This is a genomic window from Pseudenterobacter timonensis, assembly GCF_900021175.1.
In the GTDB taxonomy this organism is placed as follows: domain Bacteria; phylum Pseudomonadota; class Gammaproteobacteria; order Enterobacterales; family Enterobacteriaceae; genus Enterobacter; species Enterobacter timonensis.
Genome location: NZ_FCOP01000011.1, coordinates 1 through 23391, shown reverse-complemented (window position 1 = coordinate 23391; position 23391 = coordinate 1). Strand labels below are relative to the sequence as shown.

The window sequence follows — 23391 nt, the reverse complement described above, 5'->3', positions numbered from 1 at the left end:
TAAAAAGAGAACTCGCCGCGCGGAGCCCTCTAAAGATGACGTTAAAACACCTCGATTAGACCGCGTGTTCGCTCAAACGTCACGGTCAGAAGTGAAATTTACCCAAAAAAAATCTTGTCGAAGTATGACGGGTATGAGGGGCCATTATGCGCAGGAGCCCGCTCCCCGACAAGGGTGAGCGGGTATTAGTCCATATTTTAAGAGGGGTATTCCTGAGTTTTGTTGTCTGGCGCACGATTATTCAGCGTATCGTTCAGCTTTTTGGGATCGAGCTCTTTCACCCATTTCGCCACCACGATAGTCGCGACGCCATTCCCCACCAGGTTGGTCAGCGCGCGGGCTTCAGACATAAAGCGATCGATGCCGAGGATCAGCGCCAGACCCGCCACCGGCAGATGGCCCACCGCGGAGATGGTGGCCGCCAGCACGATAAAGCCGCTGCCCGTTACCCCTGCGGCCCCTTTTGAAGAGAGGAGCAGCACCACCAGCAGCGTGATCTGATGGAAGATATCCATATGGCTGTTGGTCGCCTGTGCGATGAATACCGCCGCCATCGTCAGGTAGATGGAGGTACCGTCAAGGTTAAACGAATAACCGGTGGGGATAACCAGACCCACCACCGACTTACGGCAGCCCAGCTTTTCCATCTTGTCGAGCATCCGCGGCAGCGCCGATTCGGAGGAGGAGGTGCCCAGCACAATCAACAGCTCTTCTCTTATGTAGCGGATAAATTTGAAGATGTTAAAGCCGGTGGCGCGCGCAATCGATCCCAGCACCACCACCACAAACAGAATACAGGTCACGTAGAAGCAGATGATGAGCTGGCCGAGCTGCACCAGCGTTCCCACACCATATTTACCGATGGTAAAAGCCATTGCGCCGAAGGCGCCGATAGGGGCCAGACGCATGATCATATTGATGATGCCGAAGATGACCTGCGAGAAGCTTTCAATCACGTTGAAGATAAGCTGGCCCTTGCTGCCCAGGCGATGCAGGGCAAAACCGAACAGCACCGCGAACAGCAGCACCTGCAGGATATTGCCGCTGGCGAATGCGCCCACCACGCTGCCGGGGATGATATCCAGCAGGAAGGCCACAACGCCCTGATCTTTCGCCTGCTCGGCGTAGACCGCCACCGCCTTCGCATCGAGCGTCGCCGGATCGACGTTCATACCCGCGCCGGGCTGTACGACGTTAACGATAATCAGACCGATAATCAGCGCCAGGGTGCTGACCACTTCGAAATAGAGGAGCGCGACCGCGCCGGTACGACCGACCGCCTTCATGCTCTCCATGCCTGCGATACCGGTCACCACCGTACAGAAAATCACCGGCGCGATAACCATCTTAATTAGTTTTACGAACGCATCGCCCAGCGGCTTCATCTGCGCGCCGAGTTCAGGATAGTAATGACCGAGGAGAATACCGATCGCGATCGCGGTCAGAACCTGAAAATAAAGGCTTTTGAAGAGTGAGAGTTTCATAGGGTGTCCTTGGGAATAAAGCCACAGGTTTTGTAAGGTTAAAAGTAACCTGCGGCTTTAAAATAACACCCGTAAAACATGACAGATATAAATTAACAGCAAATAAGCAACATAAATGTTAAAAACTTTGAGCTGGCTCGAAAAACACAGGTAACGCGTTAGCCCTTTGCAGGGTCCGACACGTTGCCAAGATAACGCTCTTCAAACAGATCGGCGGGAACCGCTCTGGCGAACAGAAACCCTTGCCCGCTCTCCACGCCGGCGCGGGTCAGCCACTCACGCTGGGCCTCGGTTTCTATTCCTTCAGCGATAATGTACAGATTCAGGCTGTGGGCCATCTGGATAATCGCCTGTACCATGCTGCTGTCGTCAGGAAGCCCTTCCACGAAGGTTTTATCAATCTTCAGCACGTCCACCGGCAGTGCTTTCATATGCTGAAGCTGGCGCAGCCCGGCGTAGCCCATGCCAAAATCGTCCAGAGCGATACGCAGCCCGGCGTTACGCAGCGGCTTAAGGATCGCCACGGCGTCATTTGGATCGTCGATACGGCGGCTTTCGGTCACTTCCAGAATCAGCGTTCCCGGCTGGATGCGGTAGCGGTTAATCAGCTCCAGCATCTCCGACACCATTGTGGGGTGCATCAGCTGCAGCGCGGAGAGATTGACCGACAGGGGCATCGTAATTCCCCGCGCCTGCCAGGCCGCTAACTGGCGGCAGCACTCTTCCAGCACCCAGTAGCCCACGGTCACCATCAGGCCGCAGTTTTCAATGCGGTCGATTAATCCTTCCGGCAGCTCCCATGAGCCATCCTCCTGCTTAACCCGCAGCAGCGCTTCGGCGCTTTTCACCTCCCCGCTCGCCAGTTCGACCTGTGGCTGTAGCCAGATGGCGAAACGGTTGTTATCCAGCGCCGTCAGGATATCGCTCTCTTCCGTCAGGCGCTGCTGCGCCTTCTCCATCTGCTCAGGGTCGAAGAACTGAATCTGGTTCTTGCCTTTGCGACGGGCGGTAAAGGCCGCTGAAAAGGCGCGGCGGTATAGCTGCTCCGCCGTCAGACCGCCATAGTACATAGCGATGCCGATGCTGGCGCTCGGGCGCAGCTGGAGGCCCTGAACCGGCAGCCGTTCATTGAGAACAGTAAGTACTTGCTGACCTAAAGTGATGGCGTGCCACGGCTCCTTGACGCCGTGAGCGATAATGACAAAGTCATAACCGCTTACCTGGGTTAGCACCATGCGCGGCGCCAGCACCGATTTGAGCTTTTCCACCAGCGTCAGCAGCAGCATTTCGCGCTGACTTTCTGTCAGCACCCCCGCCGTATCCTGGAGGGTTTCACAGGCGACCGCCACCAGCGCGGTCGTCTGCTGGCGCGTCACGATCTGCTGCAGAAGCGCCATCAGAAAGGCTTTGTTGGGCAGCTCGGAGACGGGAAATCGCGTCGCGTTGTTGTTTAGTTCGTCATGCTGGCGCATCAGCCGCTGCTGATTGATGTTATAGCTGCGCACCAGCATGCCAATCTCATCGTCATGGTGCAGACGTGGCAGCGCCAGCTGATGCCCCACCTGATCCTGCGGCGTGAGGTCATTCAGCTCGCGGGCGATCTTGCGTAGCGGGTGGACCATCAGGCGGTTCATGCACCAGGTCAGCGCCACGGTCAGCATCAGCGTAAGCAGCAAGTAAGCGGTCACCAACGTTGCCAGCCAGCTCATGACAAACCGGTACATGCGCCAGGCATCCGCCTGCAGGACAAGATAAGCCAGCGGCTGCGGATTGGCGGGGCGCTCAAGGGAGTAGACCGGCAGCGAAATCTGCACCGGCAGTTCAAACATCCGCATGATGGTCACCGGCACCGGACGTTCGGGAAGAAAGCTCATCCGCAACGCCTGGAACTGATTCGGCAGAACCACATCGGCGCGGCTGACGATGCCCGCCGGCTGGATCCGCCTGAGAATGCTTTCCGCTTCGGGGATATCCCCTTTCAGAATGGAGGCTGAGAGAGGCTCACGCACCGCGCGGGCGATGCTTTCCAGCTGCGAGGCCGTGAAGTAGCGATTCTGCTGTACGGCGTGAAACAGCAAAATGACGCAAAAGACAAAGACAAACACCATGGTGACGGCTGAAACCGTCGCCATTTGTTTGATTGTTAAGGAACGGCTGACACGCAAAATAACTCTCCACAGACCTTGGGCGTAAGGTAACGAAACGTTACCTTACCGCCGCCAGAGTATACCCGATTGCCGGGATTTTGAGAGAGGTTAAGAATTCTATTATAGAAAATTCTCATTACCAGTCCGCGTAGGGCGTCAGCGGCTGCGGCGGCAGATCCATATCGCCTTGCCAGCCTGCGGCGGAATACCGCACATAAAGCAGTGCATGGCTCGGGGTGTAATCTTTCGCTTGCTGGATATCCACGCCTAAACCGACAAACCAGTTCGACGTCACACGACGCTCCACAATGGCCCGCGCGGTGTAACCGGTGCCGGACGAACTGCTTCCCTCTTCAGGCTCGCCCCGGTCGGAATAGCGTCCTGTCCCATCCTCAGGAATCAGACTTTGTATCGGATATCGCATACCGTCTTTGGTTTTAGAGTGGGACCAGGAGGCAGAACCGCCCAGCTCCCACGACCAGTTTTCGGTGCGCTTGCGCCAGTTAATCGGCAGCGCGAAGGAGATATACTCCTGCGGACTGTAATAACCTCCCTGTCCCAGCGTGTACTCGCTTAAATCTTTATCATAGTGACAGAGCATGTTCGAGAGGCCGATTGTCAGGCGCTCGTTATCCTTGTTAATCAGTTTATAGTAATAGCCTGTCATCCAGCGTACCCGCCAGTTATCCGCCACGTTTTTACCGGTGAGGGAATCTGCGTTCAGACTTGACCAGATGCCGTTCGCCTCGCCTTTGTCGTAACTGATGCTGACGCCGCCGCCCGTGGCGCGCACGCCGCCCCAGGTGGTATCCGTATTCGGATCTTTTTGCCCGGCAAAAGCCAGCATCGAACTGGAGATGGGGCGACGATGGGCGTTCAGGGTGTAGCCTATCGGGCCGAGATCGTTGCTGTAGCTCAGTCCCCCCACCACGTCGACGACATCAAAGCCCATCGGCGTGGTACCAATATCCATCGCCCAGGTGCTGTTCTGCCAGCCTACCGCCACGCTCGCGCCGTTAGCCGACTGGTTAGTGCTGCCGCGACAGGGGGTTTTCGCACAGGTGCCCCATTTTGGATCGTAGGTGTTGCCCCTGGTATCAAAAGAACCGGCATCCATATTGACCAGATCGCTTCTGAAGAACATCCGCCCGTCCGAGAGCGGCGCGTCCACCTGCAGCATGGTGGTATGCGCTTTCAGATCCGAATACCCTCCCGTACCGCTGGAGCCCCAGTAGTCGTGCTGAAGCGTGACGTTGAGATCCTGCTGGCGCGAGAGCTCCGCCGCATCGCTGCGCACGCCGCGCTTAAGCCAGTCATCCTTTTCATCGTTACGCGTCAGGCGGGTAAAGCTCTCGTGATCCTGCGGACGCGCGGTGGTGATACCGGAGGCGACCATCGCGTCTTTGTAGGTTTCCAGCGCCCGCTGTGGCTGACCGCTTTCCGCCTGGAAACGCGCGGCGTCACGCAGCACCAGCGCGCTCTCCATGGAGGGGGGCTGCGATTTGGCCTGCGGGATAAGCTTGCTGAAGGTCTGCTCCGCGGCGGCGGTATTACCCAGCTGCGCCTGCACCAGCGCGACGCGCCGCTGCATGTTCACTGACAGAGGCTCACCGCCTGTGCCAGCGGTTACTGCCACCAGCTGCGCACGGGCCGCCTCTTTATCCCCTCCGGTAAGATAAAGCTCGGCAAGGCCGATACGCGCATCCTGATTCTGCGGCTCGCGCTGCAATACGGCGTTATAGGCCGCTTTCGCCGATGCAACATCGCCGCGCTGCTGCGCCCAGTCTGCGAGGATAAGATCGATACGCGTGGAGGCCGGCTGCTGGCGCAGCAACGCTTCCGCCTGCGGCTCTTTCCCCCCGTCGCGCAGACGGTTGGCGTTTTCGATAACCTGATTGCTTTGTAACCGGCTGGCCAGCTCCTGAATATTGGGGGTCCATTTCGCCTGCGGCAGCGTGGCGAGATGGGCCAGCGCGGCACGCTCCCGGTCGTTACCGGAAAGATAGAGCCCGTAGGCGTAAACCTGCTCGGGATCGCCCGGCTTTTGCGCGGCAAGGTCACGCATCAGCGCATCCGCCCGATCCGCCTGCCCGGCGCTATAGAGATCGCGCGACAGACGGTAGGTGATCCAGACGCTGCCGGGGTCGAGCGCCAGCCGACGCTGCTGGATCACCGCCGCTTCGGCAAATTTGCCCTGGTTCTCCAGCTGTTCCGCCTGCTGCGACAGCTTTTCGTTGTTCAGACTGCGTTCAATATCGTCGATACTGCGGCGCTGGCTGGCGGTGAGCGACTGGATAAACTGCTCCGCTTTTTGCGGCGATTCGGCGCGATAGATATTCGCCAGCCCGCGCACCGCATTGCTGTTGCCGCTGTCCATACGCAGCGCCTGGCGGTAATACCGCTCCGCCGCCAGATTATCTTTGCGCGCCGCGGCCGCATCGCCCAGCCCCAGCACCGCGTAGCTGTCGCTGTTGTCCACGCTGCGTGCCCGGGCGTAATACCGCTCCGCCTGCGCCACGTTGTTAGCCTTCAGCGCCGCGTCACCCTGCTCAATCAACAGCCAGTAGCGGTTGACCTTCAGCAGGCTGTCCCATTTATCGCGATTCTCGCTCTGCGGATCGAGGGCAATCGCCTTCTCAAACTGCGCCACCGCGCGGGCGCGATCGCCACGCTGGGAGTAAGCCTGGCCCAGCGCGCCCACCGCCTCGCTGTCGGCATGGTTGGCGCTGACCGCTTGTTGCAGTTCCGCCACGGCTTTTCCGCCCTGCCCGGCTTCCACCGCCGCCAGCCCTTGCGCTTTGGCGCGGAACGCGGGGTCAGCCAGCTGCTTCTGCTGCGCCTCCAGCTGCGCACGCGCGGCGGTAACGTTATCGCCCGCGCTAAATACCTGTAAATATTCCTGTAATGCCTTAACGCTCGCGGCGCTGGCCGGCTTATCCTTAAGCTGCTGATACCAGAGGGCGGAGGCGGTCTCGCGTCCGGCGTTAGATTTCGCCATCTGCCGCAGCACATTATACCCCTCCTCCTCCCGTCCGTTCTGGAGCAGCAGCTGGGCCAGCGTCGTTTGCAGCTGCGTATCGCCCGGCCCGCTGGTGTTAAGGGCTTTCATCCTGTCGATGGCCTCGTTACGGCGTGCCGGATTTTTTGCCACGACCGACCAGTATTCCGTTGCCATATCGCCCACCGGCGGATTGCCGCCAAACAGCTTGTCATAGGCCTCAATCGCCTCCTGCGTATGGCCGGTGGTCGCCAGCAACCGCGCCTGTTGCAGGGACTGACGCCCCTCAGGCGTGGAAAGCATCATCGTACTGTTTGAGGCGCGCCAGGCGTTCGAGGTGGGGGCGATCGCCTTCAGACGATCCAGCTCTTTCTGCGCGCCTGCATTATCGCCCTGGCGCAGCAGGGAGCGGAAACGAGCGGCAATAACGTCCGGGTTGTTCGGGTCGATAAGCTCCAGGCGATAGAGCGACTGGCGGACAAGATCCTCACGATGCGTCGCCTCGCCAAGCCGAACCTGCTCCAGCAGTTGTTGTTGCTGCGGGGAGTTGGCGGCCTGCGCCAGCGGCATCACGCTGAAGCCAAGCGATAAACTGAGTAAACTTAATGAGAACTTGCGCATTCCTGGCCCCAGTCAGGTAGTAACTCACCCTTAGCGGTGAAGCGAAAACGGTGCTGATCCCATCCCTGTCCGAAAAGGGTCAGAACATAGCTGTAATAGGCGTCGTTACCGGGAAAATTATCGGCAACACGCTGGCGCTGCGCGGCCTGGGCGTCACGATCCTGTAAAAAAGGCAGCAGGGAGGCGGAGAAGCCAACCGGGCCATCCCCGGTGACGTTACCGCTGGCGATATCCACCTTCTCCGGCGGCATGCCGCGCCTGGCGGTCTGCGTCGCCATGGGTTTAAAACGCGTCAGCAGGCGCGCTTTCTGCGGATCCTTGTCGTGCATCATCCCGACCCAGAGATAGACGCGAATCGCGTCATAGCTGCCTGCCAGCGGTTTTTCCGGCTTCAGCTGCCAGCCTTTATCTTTTTGATACTGTACCCAGTCGGGCGCAAAGCCTTTGGGCGCGGTTTCCAGCAGTAAACGCAGATTGGTTTCACGAAGCGTGCTCCACGGCGCGCCAAAACGAGAAAAATAGGTCGCCAGCTGCGGCGGGAGATAGCTCGGGTTAAACCGCCAGGCGTTCTCTTCAGCGAAGCCAACTTTGCCCGGCAGCAGCATCGAGCCCAGCCCCGGCACCTTCGCCACCTCTTCTTTGGCGATGCGCTGAAGCAGCGCTTTGCCGATATCCGTGTAGTTTTGCGCTTTCCAGAGCCTGCCCGCTTCGAGCAACGACCAGGCGATCCAGAGGTCCGCATCCGACGCGGAGTTGGTATCCAGCACCGTCCAGCTTTCACTATCCTTCTGCCCCCAGAGCCAGGCGGGCAGATGCTGGCGCAGATCGCCCTGCGCCAGATTATTCTGCGTCCAGGTCAGCAGCCGGTCGAAGGTCGTCCGATCGTTCGCCGCAAGGGCAAAAAAGAGCGCGTAGCTTTGCCCTTCAGAGGTGGTAATTTTACGCGCGTCGCTGGGATCGATGACCCGTCCACCTTCGCTGACGTAACTCTGCCTGAACTGCGCCCATGCGGGCCAGTTACAGGCGGCGCTGACGTTGGCGGCCGCCAGCATCAGCGCCGCCATCATGTACCCGCGAAACGCGTTCATCATCCGTTACTCATGATCCGAATGGAGACGACGGCGGCTGATAATGCGCAGCAGACGCCACAATACCCATGCCAGCAGAACGACGCTTATCGCGGCGAAGAAGGCCAGCAGCACCGGATGGTTAGCTAGCGCGTACCACATCCGCTCAAACCACGGCAGATGGCCGACGTAATAGACATCCCCGACACGCAGGCTGTTAACGCCTGAGTCACGGATAATCGCGACAGAGCCATACATCGCCGCGCGTTTACCGCTGTCATTCATCGCGTTATTGAGCAGCGCATAGCCGCGGGGGCTATCCGCCAGCAGAGCCACGACGCTACGCTGATCGTTAAACGGCGACTGGAAGCCGACAATGGCCGCCATCGGACCGCTGGAGTTAACATTCGTCTGCGCGGTGGCCTTACGATCCCCCGTATCCGGCATGATCCCCGGCGAGTTAGGCTCGCGTACCGGCGTTCTGACCCAGGCTTCCGTCGCCTTCACCAGCAGATCGACACGCTCGTCGTTTTTCAGTTTTTCAGGGATGGTGCCGATAACCAGGATATCCGCATCTTTGCCCTGGATCTGGCTGCCGTCGTCCGTCAGGGTGACGTTGATGGCCGGCAGACCGGTTTGCGCTCCGAACGTACCCATCGCATCCAGCAGCGTGGTCATCTGCCCTTCGTTTGGCGCCTTCGGCATCACCACGATGGAGTCAGAAAGATCGGCCATCCGGCTGAACGGGAAGCCAGCGTTGGCAAAGGCGCGCAGGTCCGGCATCGCGATAAAGTGGTGGTATTTAGTAAAGTCGATAGTTGAATCATCGCCAATTACCACGTTGTTCTGCACCGTCTGGAAGGTGATGCAGTTATCCACCGAACCGCCCGGAAGCGGATTCATATACTGGAAATTAAAGCGCAGCTGGTTCACCGCCCCCAGCTTCAGCGCCGGGATTTTCACGTCGGTTTTCCCATCCAGCAACCCCTGCAGGAGCGGCAAGCGCAGCAGCAGCTTGTTGGTATCCTGCGTGCTCGTCAGCGGGAAGGATTGCAGGAACTGGTTGTTCAGGCTGATATCCATGCGCGAGCTGTCTTTGGTTGGCGGCGCGGTATAGCGATAGTTAAGGTTAAGGTCGATGCCGGTGCTGCGCAGCAGATAGAGATCCGGCGGCAGGTTTATGGATACGCTAATCGGCGACGGCTCAAGCCCGGTGGACTGCAGCTGTTCCTCATAGGTTTTTAACTCGCCGAAGGTAACCGGACGATCGGTGCGGATCCAGTTTGGCGCATCGTAAGGCTTACGCGCCAGCAGCGGCTTGACGTCGCCAACGGTGACGCTGTTGCCGCGGAACAAGACGTTGCCCTGCGCGATCCCTTTCGCCGCCTGTACCAGATCGTTATCGTCCCGACCAAACACCACCAGCAGCTTCACATAGGGGTTATCGGGATGGTCGATCATTTCGATCGTCGGCGCGTTCACGTTCGGATGGTCACGCAGGAATGAGGGGCGTTTCGCATTGGTGGCGAACACGATAGCGTTGCGGTCCGGCAGCTTGTCATAGAAAGCCGGGAAGCGCTGGCCGCGCCAGCCAGAGCGGGAGCCAAACCAGGAGGCGACGATGGTCGCGGCGTGCTGCTGGGTGACATCCGGCGCGCCGGCAAAGACCATCGGCAGATTCAGCATGCGGTTATCGCGCGAATCAAAGAACGGCACCGGGAAGGCGGAGAGATCGTTTTTCACCGCCAGCGTCTGGTAGGTAAGATTCAGCGAACTGCTGCGGCCAATATCTACCCATAACGTACTGCTGGCCGGGTTCTCACAGACATCGCGGTAGTGGCCGACAAACTCCAGCCGCACACGGTTAAAATCGGTGATAAACAGCGGGTTGATGGGCACCTGCGCCAGCGTCTTTTTGCCCAGCTGCTCTTTGGTGACCGGCAGAACGCCCATCAGCTCATCGTTAAGATAGACCTTCAGCTGCGACTGAACCGGCAGCAGCGCGGGCGACGGCGTATATTCGAGGTTGAGCATCGCCTTCGATACCACCTCATCGCTGCGCATACCAAACTCAATGCCGCCGTTGGGGTTAATTCCGCGCAGCACCATGCTACCCGGCGGTGGCGCGATCTGCGCAAACGTCAGCCGGACATCACGCGACGGCACGTTATCCGCCACAACTGGCGCATTCGCCCCCGGTACGCCAGGCATCACCTGTCCTACCGTCTGCTGCGCAGGAAGAGTATTCCCCTCTACCGGCTGGTTTGGCACAACGTTTTCAGTTTGGGCTGGCGCCGCGGTGATGACCGGATCGGTCGCCTGCGCAACAACGGGCATCGCCGGCGTATCTGCCGCGTCGCCGGGGGCCGCGTTCGCTATTACGGAAGGCAGCGCGCTTATCCCCACCGCCACAGCACATAACCAGGAGAGTTTTCTTTTCATCGCATTATCATCATTGTTGAGCCATAACCGGGTCCGGCTGCGGCTGTTTTTCATCCCGCTCAGGACGACGCGGGATAAACGACACCACCCAGGAGACCAGTAAAGTAAGTGACCGGAAGATAATTTTCACCGAAGAGGGGGCAAACTCGGCCAGATGGCGATACCCCCGGAACCCCAGCTTCAGAATATCCAGCAGACTTTCCAGCGGCTTATCTTCCGGGAAGCTATCCTGCCAGAGCGCCCACGTATCGGCGCGGGCAAACGTACACTGAACAAAATCGATATGTTGTTTCTTCGTCAGCGGCATTAACTGCAGGCCGATATCGTTACCCATCACGCGCACCACCTGGGTCGGGAAGGCGTACTCCTGCTGGCCGCGCTTAAGCAGCAGACTGACCTTTTGCCCTTCCAGTACCTTCGTCTGGCCGTTAATTTTGAGCCCCACCCCGCCGTCGGAGAAGTCATGCACCGTACAGGAGAAAAGGTGGCCATCTTCCCGGGCGAGGGCCGCAGGCATGGAGATCTCCACGCGGTGCGCGCGGCGCACCTGCTTGCTCTCCACCGACACCGCTACCGCACCGCCAAGGATAATCAGGTTATAGAATACCCACGCAAGGCTGACGAAGACGGTCAACACTTCGTTCTCCGGGCCATACATAAAGCGCCAGATCCCCACCAGCACGCCTACCAGGTTGAGCAGCACGAGGAAGATATAAGGGCGGGAAATGACCCAGTCGACATACTCCTCTTCCACCAGCCCACCCTTGGCGGTGACGTTAAACTTGCCCTTGTGCGGATTAATCAGCGCCACCAGCGTTGGTGGGGCGATATACCAGGCCAGCACCGTCTCATAGATTTCACTCCAGAAGGAGTGACGGTATTTCCCCTGAATCTTCGAGTTGGTTAGGCTGGCGTGGATCATGTGCGGCAAGACAAACAGCGCAATCATCAGCGCGGGCGCGAAGATGATATAGGCATGCAGCAGCAGGAAAGCCAGCGGCGCGGTTAAGAAGATAAGCCGCGGGATCCCTGACAAAAAGTGGAACATAGCGTTGAGGTAGCAGAGCCGCTGCGCCAGCTTCAGCCCTTTACCAAACAGCGGGTTGTCGAGGCGGAAAATCTGCACCATCCCCCGCGCCCAACGAATACGCTGCCCGATATGCGCCGACAGCGATTCCGTCGCCAGACCGGCCGCTTGGGGGATACGCATGTAGGCAGAGGTGTAACCGCGGCGGTGCAGACGCAGCGAGGTGTGAGCATCTTCCGTCACCGTCTCCACGGCGATGCCGCCAATCTCATCCAGCGGTCCACGACGGATCACCGCACAGGAGCCGCAGAAAAAGGTGGCATCCCACATATCGTTTCCATCCTGCACCAGCCCGTAGAACAGCGTCCCTTCGTTCGGCGTTTTACGAAAACGGCCCAGGTTGCGCTCGAACGGGTCTGGCGAGAAGAAGTGGTGCGGCGTCTGCATCATCGCCAGCTCTTTCTCCTTCAGGAACCAGCCCATGGTCATCTGCAGGAAAGAGCGCGTCGGCACGTGGTCGCAGTCAAAAATCGAGACAAATTCGCCCTTCGCATGCTTCAGCGCATTGTTGATGTTGCCCGCTTTGGCATGTTCATGCGTGGTACGGGCGATATACTCCACCCCTACGCTCAGGGCAAACTGGCGAAACTCTTCCCGGCCGCCGTCGTCGAGGATCCAGATTTTCAGCTTGTCCTTCGGCCAGTCGATACCCAGCGAGGCGTAAATGGTGTTTCTTACCACGCTCAGCTCTTCGTTGTAGGTCGGCACGAAAATATCCACCGTCGGCCACTCGCTGGTCTCTTTCGGCAACGGCACCGGCTGGCGGTTCAGCGGCCAGACCACCTGGAAATAGCCTAGCACCAGCACCACCCAGGCGTACGTTTCAGCGAAGAGTAAGATCAGACCGCATATCAGGCTGACCGGATCGTCCCAGTTAAGCGTGGAGGTGTAGCGCCACCAGATGTAACGGCAGGAGACGGTAAGCGACAGCACTATCAGCATCAGCGCTGAGAAACGCCCCGGGATACGTCGCACCAGCAGCGCCACGCCCCACAGCAACAGCAGGAAGATAAACTGCGCGAGCGGGTTAAAAGGCTGAGTAATGCAGAGCAGCGCCAGAATGAGCGAAAAGAGAATGACCACGCCCAGAATAAAACGCCGCAGCCTGGGATGCACATGCCCCAGCTCCTTGTGCGACTCCAGGTGACGGGTGCGGTGGCTGACCCGTTCAGGCAGCGCGTTCAGCCAATGATGATACTGGCCTAGCGCCTGCTTAAAACGACCCACGCTGCGCCAGCGCGGTGCCGTTCTCTCCTGCTTCCCGGCGGTAACCACCAGCCAAAGCGCCTGCAGCGCGTAGCGCAGCGGATCCAAAGGCCGGGGCCGATCCGGGTTAATATGGGGATAGAGCTCATGATGCCGGGCGCGAATATGCTGCCAGCGCGGATGTTCAAGGGGAATGAGCGCCCAGGCCAGGATCGCCCAGAAGCAGCCCAGCATCGCGCTGATCGCCGATGCGCCATGCAGACGATAGTTCCTGTAACGCTCGCTTAAACGCGCGCTAACCGGCGGGATCAGCAACCAGTTGGTCAGGCGACTCATCAGCTTCTCCCATCCGCAGGCACTCGGCCGGAATAGTGCAGCAGGCACCAGTTAGCCAGCGTCAATATCTCTTCCGCCGCCAGGGAATCGCTGCGGTACTCCCCCACCGGCTGTTTAGAGGCCAGAGACTCCGCCACTGCCTCATCGCAATGGATGGCCATCGGCAGCAGGCGGCGCTGGCTTTGCAGCCATATCTGGTATAGATCGTCCTGGAGCTGGCTGCCGATGCGCAAGTTATTGATCAAAATATGCGTATTCTTTGGCAGCGCCTGTTGATGCAGACGAATATGACAATTCGCATCCACCTGCACGATGGTCAACGTGCGATCGCAGCGATCGGTAAGATGGCGGGTCAGCGGCGAAGGGCTGGCTGGCAGATCGAGCAAGATCCACCGGTAATGGCTCTTTTCCCGAAGCAGCTGCAGCGCGTCGATAATCTGGCCCAACGTTCCGTCGAGCGTGTGCAGAGAGGCCTGTTCATCGGCAGTGAGCTGGCCGAATGGCAGGATATCGAGCTGGGAGGTATAGCGCAGCGCGGCATCGCGCCAGTCACGTCCATCCAGTAGCGCCCGCGCCCAGCCATCCGTATGCGTATGGTTAACGTTAAACGACATGCGCAGCAGATTATCGGGGCTGGCATCAATAAGCAGCACCGGTTCATTCAATAGCTGTAATGACCACCCCAGCGCTGCGGTCAGAGACGTTGTACCAACACCGCCACGAATACCCTGTAAACCCAGTATGGCCATCAATGGCTCCCTTATTGTTGGCGAGCAAACTCAGCTAAAAGGGGCCAGCGCTTGATTGCCGCCGCTAACTGTTCTCGCTGAGAAATGTCGGTATAATCAATTTCCGGTAAAGAAAAAGCCTTGCTTAGCGCCAAAAAATCATTCTGGAATGTGTATCCAAGCGTGGAATCAACTGGCGTTCCGGGTTCGTTAATATGCATGTTAGCGTCATTCCTTTATTGAAAGACAACGAACAGATATGGCAAGGCATCCTGCTGCAGGAATTTCATTTACATGCTAAATCTGATGCTCTTTAATTTCAATGTTAGGTTTATTTCTGTGCTTTCGCTAGTAAACTGGAGGCAGGTGAATTTGACGCAAAGAGGGACATTGTGAACCCCATATTTTCTGTTGGCATCCCGCCCTTATGGGATGAATTGCGTGATATGCCCGCCGGAGGCGTCTGGTGGATCGGTACCGACCGTGACGAGGATGCGATTAATCTGATTAACCAGACGATCGCCGCCCAGTCGCCTGAGGCGCAGGTCGCCGCGATCGTAATGGGCGCCAATCCAGACGAAATCATCACACTTGATCCCGTGCTCGGCCCTAATAACGTGCGGCTCTTTTCCATGCCTGACGATGAGAAAGCATTATATTTTCTCTCCCGTGATATACATTGCAGTATTGACCCACAACATAATTTTATATTGCTAAAATGTGCAAACAATGCCTGGCAAAACGTACCCATGCAAAAAGTAGGGCATTGGTTACAAAAAATGAATACATGGGCGCAAAAACAAAAGTGTACGTTATTAATTATTAGCCCCGGTAGTAATAGCGATAAGCAGTTTTCATTTTTAATGACCCAATATCGTTCTCTGACTGGACTTGCCATGCTTCGCCATCAGGCGGACAGCTATCTTTATGATGTCGCTTTCTGGTGTAACGAAAAAGGGGTGAGCGCACGCCAGCAACTCGTCCTTCACGCTATAAACGGCGAATGGCATTTAGCGCAGCAAGAAGAAACTATCGTGCAGCCGCGTAATGACGAAAAACGAATTTTAAGCCATGTCGCGGTATTAGAAGGAGCACCTGCGCTTTCCGAACACTGGACATTATTCGATACGAATGAAGCGCTTTTTAACGAAGCGCGATCAACGCAGGCCGCGACGATAATTTTCTCGCTTGCGCAGAATAATCAAATCGAAGGGCTTGCCAGGCAAATCCATGCCCTGCGCCGTCAGCGCGGCACCGCCCTGAAAATCGTTGTGCGAGAGAACAGCACCAGCCTGCGTGCCACCGATGAGCGACTGCTGCTTGGCTGCGGTGCGAACATGGTAATCCCCTGGAACGCTCCGCTTTCCCGCTGCCTGACCCTGATTGAAAGCATCCAGGGCCAGCAGTTTAGCCGCCACGTACCGGAAGAGATCTCAACCCTCCTCTCCATGACGCAGCCCATGAAGCTGCGCGGTTTTCAGAAGTGGGACACCTTTTGCGACGCGGTAAGTAATATGATGAATAACACCTTGCTTCCGGCTGATGGTAAAGGCGTTATGGTGGCGTTACGTCCGGTACCGGGGATCCGCATTGAGCAGGCGCTTACGCTATGTCGCCCGAACCGTACGGGAGATATTATGACTATCGGTGATAACCGGCTGGTATTGTTTTTATCTTTCTGTCGCGTTAACGATCTCGACACGGCGCTGAATCATATTTTCCCGCTGCCGACCGGCGATATTTTTTCAAACCGCATGGTCTGGTTTGAGGATAACCTTATTAGCGCTGAAATCTTGCAAATGCGCTTACTCAAGCCTGAGCAGTGGGGAAAACCGTTGCCGTTAGCAGCCAGTAAAAAACCGGTGCTGAACGCCACGCATGACGGACACGCCTGGCGACGTGTGCCTGAGCCGCTGCGTTTATTACAGGATGCTGAGGAGAGGGCATCAACATGAATATCACCGATATTATTCAGCTGATTGTGGTCTGCGCGCTGATATTTTTCCCGCTGGGTTATTATGCGCGTCATTCATTGCGCCGTTTACGGGATACCGCGCGTCTGCTGTTTGCAAAACCTCGCTACGTTAAACCTGCCGGAACACTAAAACGGGCTCCGCACGTTAAGGCAAACCGAAAACATGACTAACTCTTCTTATACCACTTCGGCGCCCTCGCCTCTCTGGCAATACTGGCGCGGCCTCTCTGGCTGGAACTTTTACTTTCTGGTGAAATTCGGTCTGCTCTGGGCAGGCTATTTAAATTTTCACCCGCTGCTAAACCTGGTATTTATGGCGTTTCTGCTGATGCCTCTGCCTGCCCTCAAATGGCACCGTCTGCGTCACTGGATCGCTATCCCTGTTGGCTTTGGACTTTTCTGGCACGACACATGGCTACCCGGCCCGGAAAGTATCCTGAGCCAGGGTTCACAGGTGGCGGGCTTCAGCGCTGACTATATCCTCGACCTGGTGGAGCGCTTTATCAACTGGCAGATGATCGGCGCGGTATTCGTGCTGCTGGTCGCCTGGCTTTTCCTGTCGCAGTGGATCCGTGTCACGGTATTCGTGGTGGCGATCCTTATCTGGCTTAACGTACTCACGCTGGCGGGCCCCTCCTTCTCGCTGTGGCCCGCCGGACAGCCGACCGATACGGTAACCACGACCGGCGGCAGCGCTGCGCCAACCGTCGCAACCGCAGGCGCAACGCCGGTTGTAGGGGATATCCCGGCGCAGAGCGCGCCGCCGACCAGCGCCAATCTGAACGCCTGGCTCGCCAGTTTTTATACGGCGGAAGAGAAGCGGCAGACTAAATTCCCCGACGCGCTGCCAGCGGACGCCCAGCCTTTTGAGCTGCTGGTCATTAACATCTGTTCTCTCTCCTGGGCAGACGTCGAGGCGGCGGGACTCATGTCACATCCGCTCTGGTCGCACTTCGATATTCAGTTTAAGGATTTTAACTCCGCAACCTCCTACAGCGGACCGGCGGCCATTCGCCTGCTACGCGCCAGCTGTGGACAGCCGTCGCACAAAAATCTGTACCAGCCGGCAGGGAATCAATGCTACCTCTTTGATAACCTGGCAAAACTTGGCTTTACGCAGCACCTGATGCTGGGCCATAACGGTGTCTTTGGCGACTTCCTGAAGGAAATCCGCGATCAGGGCGGCATGCAGGCGCCGCTGATGGATCAAAAAGGGCTGCCGGTACAGCTGCTGGGCTTTGACGGTTCACCGGTCTATGACGATACCGCTGTGCTGCAGCGCTGGATGCAGACGGTCGGGCAGGAGCCAAACTCACGCAGCGCGACCTTCTATAACACCCTGCCGCTGCATGACGGTAACCATTTCCCGGGTGTGAGCAAAACCGCCGATTACAAGGTCCGGGCGCAGAAGCTGTTTGACGAGCTGGACGCCTTCTTTACCGAGCTGGAAAAATCGGGCCGTAAAGTGATGGTGGTGGTCGTACCGGAGCACGGGGGAGCGTTAAAAGGCGATCGTATGCAGATCTCCGGCTTGCGCGACATTCCCAGCCCATCCATTACCAATGTGCCTGCCGGGATTAAGTTTTTCGGTATGAAAGCGCCGCATCAGGGCGCACCGATTGAAATCACCCAGCCAAGCAGCTATCTGGCGATTTCCGAACTGGTGGCGCGCGCGGTTGACGGCAAGCTGTTCGTGGAGGATAGCGTGAACTGGGAGCAACTCACCAGCAATCTGCCGCAGACGGCGGCAGTATCGGAGAACGCAAACGCGGTGGTGATTCAGTATCAGAACAAACCGTACGTACGCCTCAACGGCGGGGACTGGGTGCCCTACCCGCAGTAAGCCTGCGTAAACCAAAAAGGGAGCCTCTGGCTCCCTTTTTTATTCCGCGCTTCGCAGGGAGATCTCCCCGCCGACCCAGGGCTTGATGATGCTATCCTGCTCCAGCAGCAATGCGCCCTGCGCATCGATGCCGCGCGAGGTGCCATAGATCTCCTTATCACCAATGATAAGTTTCACCGGGCGATGGATAAAGTTATCCAGCTTTTCCCAGCGGGAGAGGAATGGGGTCAGCCCTTCCTGCTCAAAGATGCGCAGTGCGCTACGCAGCTCCCCGATCATACGAGCGGCCAGGGTATTACGATCGATAGTGATACCTGCTTCCTGAAGGTTGATCCAGCCCTGATTGACCACCTCTGACTCAACGTGGCGCATCACCATATTGATACCCGCGCCGATCACGATTTGCGCCGCATCGCCGGTTTTCCCGGTAAGCTCCACGAGGATACCCGCAAGCTTGCGATCGTTAAGATAGAGATCGTTTGGCCATTTCACGCGGACATCGCTGGCGCCCAGGTCGTGCAGCACTTCAGCCATAACGATCCCGATAACCAGGCTCAGGCCAATGGCCGCAGCCGGCCCTTGCTCAAGCCGCCAGAACATGGAGAGATAGAGGTTCGCGCCAAAGGGCGAGAACCATTTACGACCGCGGCGACCGCGCCCGGCCTGCTGGTATTCCGCCACGCAGCTATCGCCGGATTGCAGTTGATCGATGCGATCCAGCAGATACTGGTTAGTCGAATCAATTACGGAGAGTACCGTAACATTGCCTCCATCGAGCTGGCTGCGGATCAGCTTTTCATCGAGGAGCTGGATAGGCTCGGGCAGGCTGTAGCCTTTTCCGGGCACCGTGAAGACATCCACTCCCCAGTCACGCAGGGTCTGGATATGTTTATTGATTGCCGCCCGGCTCATCCCCAGACGCTCGCCCAGCTGTTCGCCGGAGTGAAACTCCGCGTCGGCCAGAATGCCGATCAACGTTAATGGGATAGTGGTATCTTTCACGCGATAGTCTCCACGGCGTTAACCTCTCCGGTACGGCCAATAAAGCGAACCTCAGGCTCCAGCCAGACATTAAATTTTTCACCTACGCGCTGGCGAACGTAATGCGCGAGCCGGACAACATCCTCGCTAGTCGCCTGATCCTGATTGATCAGTACCAGAGCCTGTTGCTGATGGACGGCAGCGCCGCCCTGGGTGGCGCCTTTTAACTGACATTGATCGATAAGCCATCCTGCGGCCAGTTTTACGCTGCCATCGGCCTGAGGATAATGAGGCGCGCTGGGCCATTGTGCCAGTAATTTCCCGGCCGTTTTGCTGCCGATGACCGGATTTTTAAAGAAACTTCCCGCATTGCCGTGCACTTTAGGATCGGGTAGTTTCGTCATGCGCATGTGGCAAACGGCATCAAAAACCTCACGTGGCGTCACGGTCAGCGGATCCAGACGGGTTAAATCGCCGTAGGTCAGTACCGGCTGCCAGCGTTTGGCCAGGCGCAGCCCGATGGCGACAATAACATAGCGATCCTGGTATTCATGTTTGAAAATGCTGTCGCGATAGCCGAAACGACACTGCGCGGCGGTCAGACGAAGTGCGTCACCGGTGGCAAGCTCGACGCAATCGACATATTCACACACATGTTTAAGCTCTATGCCGTACGCGCCGATATTCTGGATAGGAGAGGATCCGGCGCAGCCCGGGATAAGCGCCAGGTTTTCCAGCCCGGCCATGCCGTTTTCGAGCGTGAATTGCACCAGCTGATGCCAGTTTTCACCCGCCCCCACGTGCAGATGCCAGCTGTCGGCGCGCTCTTCAACTTTAATCCCCATAAGGCGATTAATAATGACGGTACCGGCAAAATCCTCCAGAAACAGGACATTACTTCCTTCGCCCAGAATCAGTACGGGTTCGCCGTTTTCTGTTGCGTTTCGCCATACATCCAGCAGCTGCTGAATATTTTCGGCACGTACAAGTTGCTTAGCATTCCGTTGAATACCGAAGGTATTCCAGGGCTTAAGGGAGTGGTTCATAAAGGCTGTCCTGATGCAAAAACGCAGGTAGTTTACCGTATAAGCAAGGCGTTGGGGGATTAGTTTGTCAGGATCGTGCGGGGTATACGGCTATGGATCCTGTAGGTTTTACGGACTCTTCAGACCGGGTAAGGCTTGCCTGCGCGCGCAAAGCAAAAAACCCCGCACCTTGCGGTACGGGGTTCTTTTAATTGATGCCTGGCAGTTCCCTACTCTCGCATGGGGAGGCCCCACACTACCATCGGCGCTGCGGCGTTTCACTTCTGAGTTCGGCATGGGGTCAGGTGGGACCACCGTGCTAAAGCCGCCAGGCAAATTCTTTGTGCTCTGTCCTGTGTCTTTTGTGCTGATACTGCGTTGGCTGCGCTCGTAAAGTCAGTCACATACTTCAGTATGCTCCTTCCTTTTCTTCGCTTGCCGCCTTGTCTCAGCACAAAATCCTTCGGACGCCTGAATCTAAGCTGAAAATCTTCTCAAATCCGCCAAAACATCTTCGGCGTTGTAAGGTTAAGCCTCACGGTTCATTAGTACCGGTTAGCTCAACGCATCGCTGCGCTTACACACCCGGCCTATCAACGTCGTCGTCTTCAACGTTCCTTCAGGACTCTCGAGGAGTCAGGGAGAACTCATCTCGGGGCAAGTTTCGTGCTTAGATGCTTTCAGCACTTATCTCTTCCGCATTTAGCTACCGGGCAGTGCCATTGGCATGACAACCCGAACACCAGTGATGCGTCCACTCCGGTCCTCTCGTACTAGGAGCAGCCCCCCTCAATTCTCCAGCGCCCACGGCAGATAGGGACCGAACTGTCTCACGACGTTCTAAACCCAGCTCGCGTACCACTTTAAATGGCGAACAGCCATACCCTTGGGACCTACTTCAGCCCCAGGATGTGATGAGCCGACATCGAGGTGCCAAACACCGCCGTCGATATGAACTCTTGGGCGGTATCAGCCTGTTATCCCCGGAGTACCTTTTATCCGTTGAGCGATGGCCCTTCCATTCAGAACCACCGGATCACTATGACCTGCTTTCGCACCTGCTCGCGCCGTCACGCTCGCAGTCAAGCCAGCTTATGCCATTGCACTAACCTCCTGATGTCCGACCAGGATTAGCTGACCTTCGTGCTCCTCCGTTACTCTTTGGGAGGAGACCGCCCCAGTCAAACTACCCACCAGACACTGTCCGCAACCCGGATTACGGGTCCACGTTAGAACACCAGCCATTAAAGGGTGGTATTTCAAGGACGGCTCCGCGCAGACTGGCGTCCACGCTTCAAAGCCTCCCACCTATCCTACACATCAAGGACCAGTGTTCAGTGTCAAGCTATAGTAAAGGTTCACGGGGTCTTTCCGTCTTGCCGCGGGTACACTGCATCTTCACAGCGAGTTCAATTTCACTGAGTCTCGGGTGGAGACAGCCTGGCCATCATTACGCCATTCGTGCAGGTCGGAACTTACCCGACAAGGAATTTCGCTACCTTAGGACCGTTATAGTTACGGCCGCCGTTTACCGGGGCTTCGATCAAGAGCTTCGCGTTGCCGCTGACCCCATCAATTAACCTTCCGGCACCGGGCAGGCGTCACACCGTATACGTCCACTTTCGTGTTTGCACAGTGCTGTGTTTTTAATAAACAGTTGCAGCCAGCTGGTATCTTCGACTGGTTTCAGCTCCACCCGCAGGGGCTTCACCTACACACCAGCGTGCCTTCTCCCGAAGTTACGGCACCATTTTGCCTAGTTCCTTCACCCGAGTTCTCTCAAGCGCCTTGGTATTCTCTACCTGACCACCTGTGTCGGTTTGGGGTACGATTTCGTGTTACCTGGAGCTTAGAGGCTTTTCCTGGAAGCAGGGCATTTATCACTTCAGCACCGTAGTGCCTCGTCATCACACCTCAGCCTTGATTTTCCGGATTTGCCTGGAAAACCAGCCTACATGCTTAAACCGGGACAACCGTCGCCCGGCTGACATAGCCTTCTCCGTCCCCCCTTCGCAGTAACACCAAGTACAGGAATATTAACCTGTTTCCCATCGACTACGCCTTTCGGCCTCGCCTTAGGGGTCGACTCACCCTGCCCCGATTAACGTTGGACAGGAACCCTTGGTCTTCCGGCGAGCGGGCTTTTCACCCGCTTTATCGTTACTTATGTCAGCATTCGCACTTCTGATACCTCCAGCATGCCTCACAGCACACCTTCAACGGCTTACAGAACGCTCCCCTACCCAACAACACATAAGTGTCGCTGCCGCAGCTTCGGTGCATGGTTTAGCCCCGTTACATCTTCCGCGCAGGCCGACTCGACCAGTGAGCTATTACGCTTTCTTTAAATGATGGCTGCTTCTAAGCCAACATCCTGGCTGTCTGGGCCTTCCCACATCGTTTCCCACTTAACCATGACTTTGGGACCTTAGCTGGCGGTCTGGGTTGTTTCCCTCTTCACGACGGACGTTAGCACCCGCCGTGTGTCTCCCGTGATAACATTCTCCGGTATTCGCAGTTTGCATCGGGTTGGTAAGCCGGGATGGCCCCCTAGCCGAAACAGTGCTCTACCCCCGGAGATGAGTTCACGAGGCGCTACCTAAATAGCTTTCGGGGAGAACCAGCTATCTCCCGGTTTGATTGGCCTTTCACCCCCAGCCACAGGTCATCCGCTAATTTTTCAACATTAGTCGGTTCGGTCCTCCAGTTAGTGTTACCCAACCTTCAACCTGCCCATGGCTAGATCACCGGGTTTCGGGTCTATACCCTGCAACTTAACGCCCAGTTAAGACTCGGTTTCCCTGCGGCTCCCCTATACGGTTAACCTTGCTACAGAATATAAGTCGCTGACCCATTATACAAAAGGTACGCAGTCACACCCGTAAAGAGTGCTCCCACTGCTTGTACGTACACGGTTTCAGGTTCTTTTTCACTCCCCTCGCCGGGGTTCTTTTCGCCTTTCCCTCACGGTACTGGTTCACTATCGGTCAGTCAGGAGTATTTAGCCTTGGAGGATGGTCCCCCCATATTCAGACAGGATACCACGTGTCCCGCCCTACTCATCGAGCTCACAACACATGCATTTTCGTGTACGGGGCTGTCACCCTGTATCGCCGGCCTTTCCAGACCGTTCCACTAACACACATGCTGATTCAGGCTCTGGGCTGCTCCCCGTTCGCTCGCCGCTACTGGGGGAATCTCGGTTGATTTCTTTTCCTCGGGGTACTTAGATGTTTCAGTTCCCCCGGTTCGCCTCGTTAGCCTATGTATTCAGCTAACGATAGTGCAACGGATTGCACTGGGTTTCCCCATTCGGACATCAACGGGTCAAAGGTTCATATCACCTCGCCGTTGCTTTTCGCAGATTAGCACGTCCTTCATCGCCTCTGACTGCCAGGGCATCCACCGTGTACGCTTAGTCGCTTAACCTCACAACCCGAAGATGTTTCTT

General features: G+C 57.0%; 13 protein-coding genes and 2 rRNA genes. 3 read left to right on the top strand and 12 right to left on the bottom strand.

What is annotated here, in order from left to right:
- Positions 1-197 precede the first annotated feature (197 nt).
- The 8 genes from BN3796_RS06520 to bcsR all read right to left on the bottom strand — a co-directional run bounded on the left by BN3796_RS06520 (position 198) and on the right by bcsR (position 14337).
- A complete protein-coding gene (locus BN3796_RS06520; RefSeq protein WP_061707579.1) occupies positions 198-1484 on the bottom strand; it encodes a dicarboxylate/amino acid:cation symporter in 1287 nt (428 codons plus the stop codon).
- A gap of 158 nt (positions 1485-1642) precedes the next feature.
- Positions 1643-3649, bottom strand: a complete 2007-nt coding sequence (gene hmsP, locus BN3796_RS06515; RefSeq protein ID WP_061707578.1) for a biofilm formation regulator HmsP — start codon at positions 3647-3649, stop codon at positions 1643-1645.
- Between the two features lie 118 nt (positions 3650-3767).
- The gene (gene bcsC / locus BN3796_RS06510; RefSeq protein ID WP_061707577.1) at positions 3768-7250 is read right to left on the bottom strand and encodes a cellulose synthase complex outer membrane protein BcsC; all 3483 of its coding nucleotides are present in this window, start codon (positions 7248-7250) and stop codon (positions 3768-3770) included.
- Complete coding sequence (gene bcsZ / locus BN3796_RS06505; RefSeq protein WP_061708810.1) at positions 7232-8338, bottom strand: cellulose synthase complex periplasmic endoglucanase BcsZ; 1107 nt, start codon at positions 8336-8338, stop codon at positions 7232-7234. Before bcsZ ends, bcsC begins: the two co-directional genes overlap by 19 nt.
- 6 nt (positions 8339-8344) lie before the next feature.
- Positions 8345-10759 (bottom strand): cellulose biosynthesis cyclic di-GMP-binding regulatory protein BcsB, encoded by a 2415-nt coding sequence (gene bcsB, locus BN3796_RS06500; RefSeq protein WP_061708809.1) that lies wholly within the window; start codon positions 10757-10759, stop codon positions 8345-8347.
- Between the two features lie 10 nt (positions 10760-10769).
- On the bottom strand, positions 10770-13388 hold the full coding sequence (gene bcsA, locus BN3796_RS06495; RefSeq protein WP_061707576.1) for a UDP-forming cellulose synthase catalytic subunit: 2619 nt from the start codon (positions 13386-13388) through the stop codon (positions 10770-10772).
- The gene (bcsQ, locus tag BN3796_RS06490; protein ID WP_061707575.1) at positions 13388-14137 is read right to left on the bottom strand and encodes a cellulose biosynthesis protein BcsQ; all 750 of its coding nucleotides are present in this window, start codon (positions 14135-14137) and stop codon (positions 13388-13390) included. The genes bcsA and bcsQ overlap by 1 nt, the downstream gene beginning before the upstream one ends.
- A gap of 11 nt (positions 14138-14148) precedes the next feature.
- Complete coding sequence (bcsR, locus tag BN3796_RS06485; RefSeq protein ID WP_061707574.1) at positions 14149-14337, bottom strand: cellulose biosynthesis protein BcsR; 189 nt, start codon at positions 14335-14337, stop codon at positions 14149-14151.
- A gap of 171 nt (positions 14338-14508) precedes the next feature.
- On the opposite strand from bcsR, the gene bcsE reads away from it, so the two are divergent.
- The 3 genes from bcsE to bcsG are packed head-to-tail and all read left to right on the top strand — an operon-like array spanning position 14509 to position 17934.
- Entirely contained in the window at positions 14509-16071 is a 1563-nt protein-coding gene (gene bcsE, locus BN3796_RS06480; RefSeq protein WP_061707573.1) for a cellulose biosynthesis c-di-GMP-binding protein BcsE, read from the top strand.
- The gene (gene bcsF, locus BN3796_RS06475; protein ID WP_061707572.1) at positions 16068-16262 is read left to right on the top strand and encodes a cellulose biosynthesis protein BcsF; all 195 of its coding nucleotides are present in this window, start codon (positions 16068-16070) and stop codon (positions 16260-16262) included. The genes bcsE and bcsF overlap by 4 nt, the downstream gene beginning before the upstream one ends.
- Positions 16255-17934 carry a cellulose biosynthesis protein BcsG gene (gene bcsG, locus BN3796_RS06470; protein WP_061707571.1) on the top strand — a complete coding sequence of 560 codons (1680 nt, stop codon included), beginning with the start codon at positions 16255-16257 and terminating at the stop codon, positions 17932-17934. Before bcsF ends, bcsG begins: the two co-directional genes overlap by 8 nt.
- Positions 17935-17973: 39 nt before the next feature.
- Here the strand turns inward: bcsG and birA are convergent, their stop codons facing one another.
- The 4 genes from birA to BN3796_RS06450 all read right to left on the bottom strand — a co-directional run bounded on the left by birA (position 17974) and on the right by BN3796_RS06450 (position 23369).
- The gene (gene birA, locus BN3796_RS06465; RefSeq protein WP_061707570.1) at positions 17974-18936 is read right to left on the bottom strand and encodes a bifunctional biotin--[acetyl-CoA-carboxylase] ligase/biotin operon repressor BirA; all 963 of its coding nucleotides are present in this window, start codon (positions 18934-18936) and stop codon (positions 17974-17976) included.
- The gene (gene murB, locus BN3796_RS06460) at positions 18933-19961 is read right to left on the bottom strand and encodes a UDP-N-acetylmuramate dehydrogenase (protein ID WP_061707569.1); all 1029 of its coding nucleotides are present in this window, start codon (positions 19959-19961) and stop codon (positions 18933-18935) included. Before murB ends, birA begins: the two co-directional genes overlap by 4 nt.
- 196 nt (positions 19962-20157) lie before the next feature.
- Positions 20158-20273, bottom strand: a 5S ribosomal RNA gene (rrf, locus tag BN3796_RS06455).
- Between the two features lie 191 nt (positions 20274-20464).
- Positions 20465-23369, bottom strand: a 23S ribosomal RNA gene (locus BN3796_RS06450).
- Between the last annotated feature and the right edge of the window lie 22 nt (positions 23370-23391).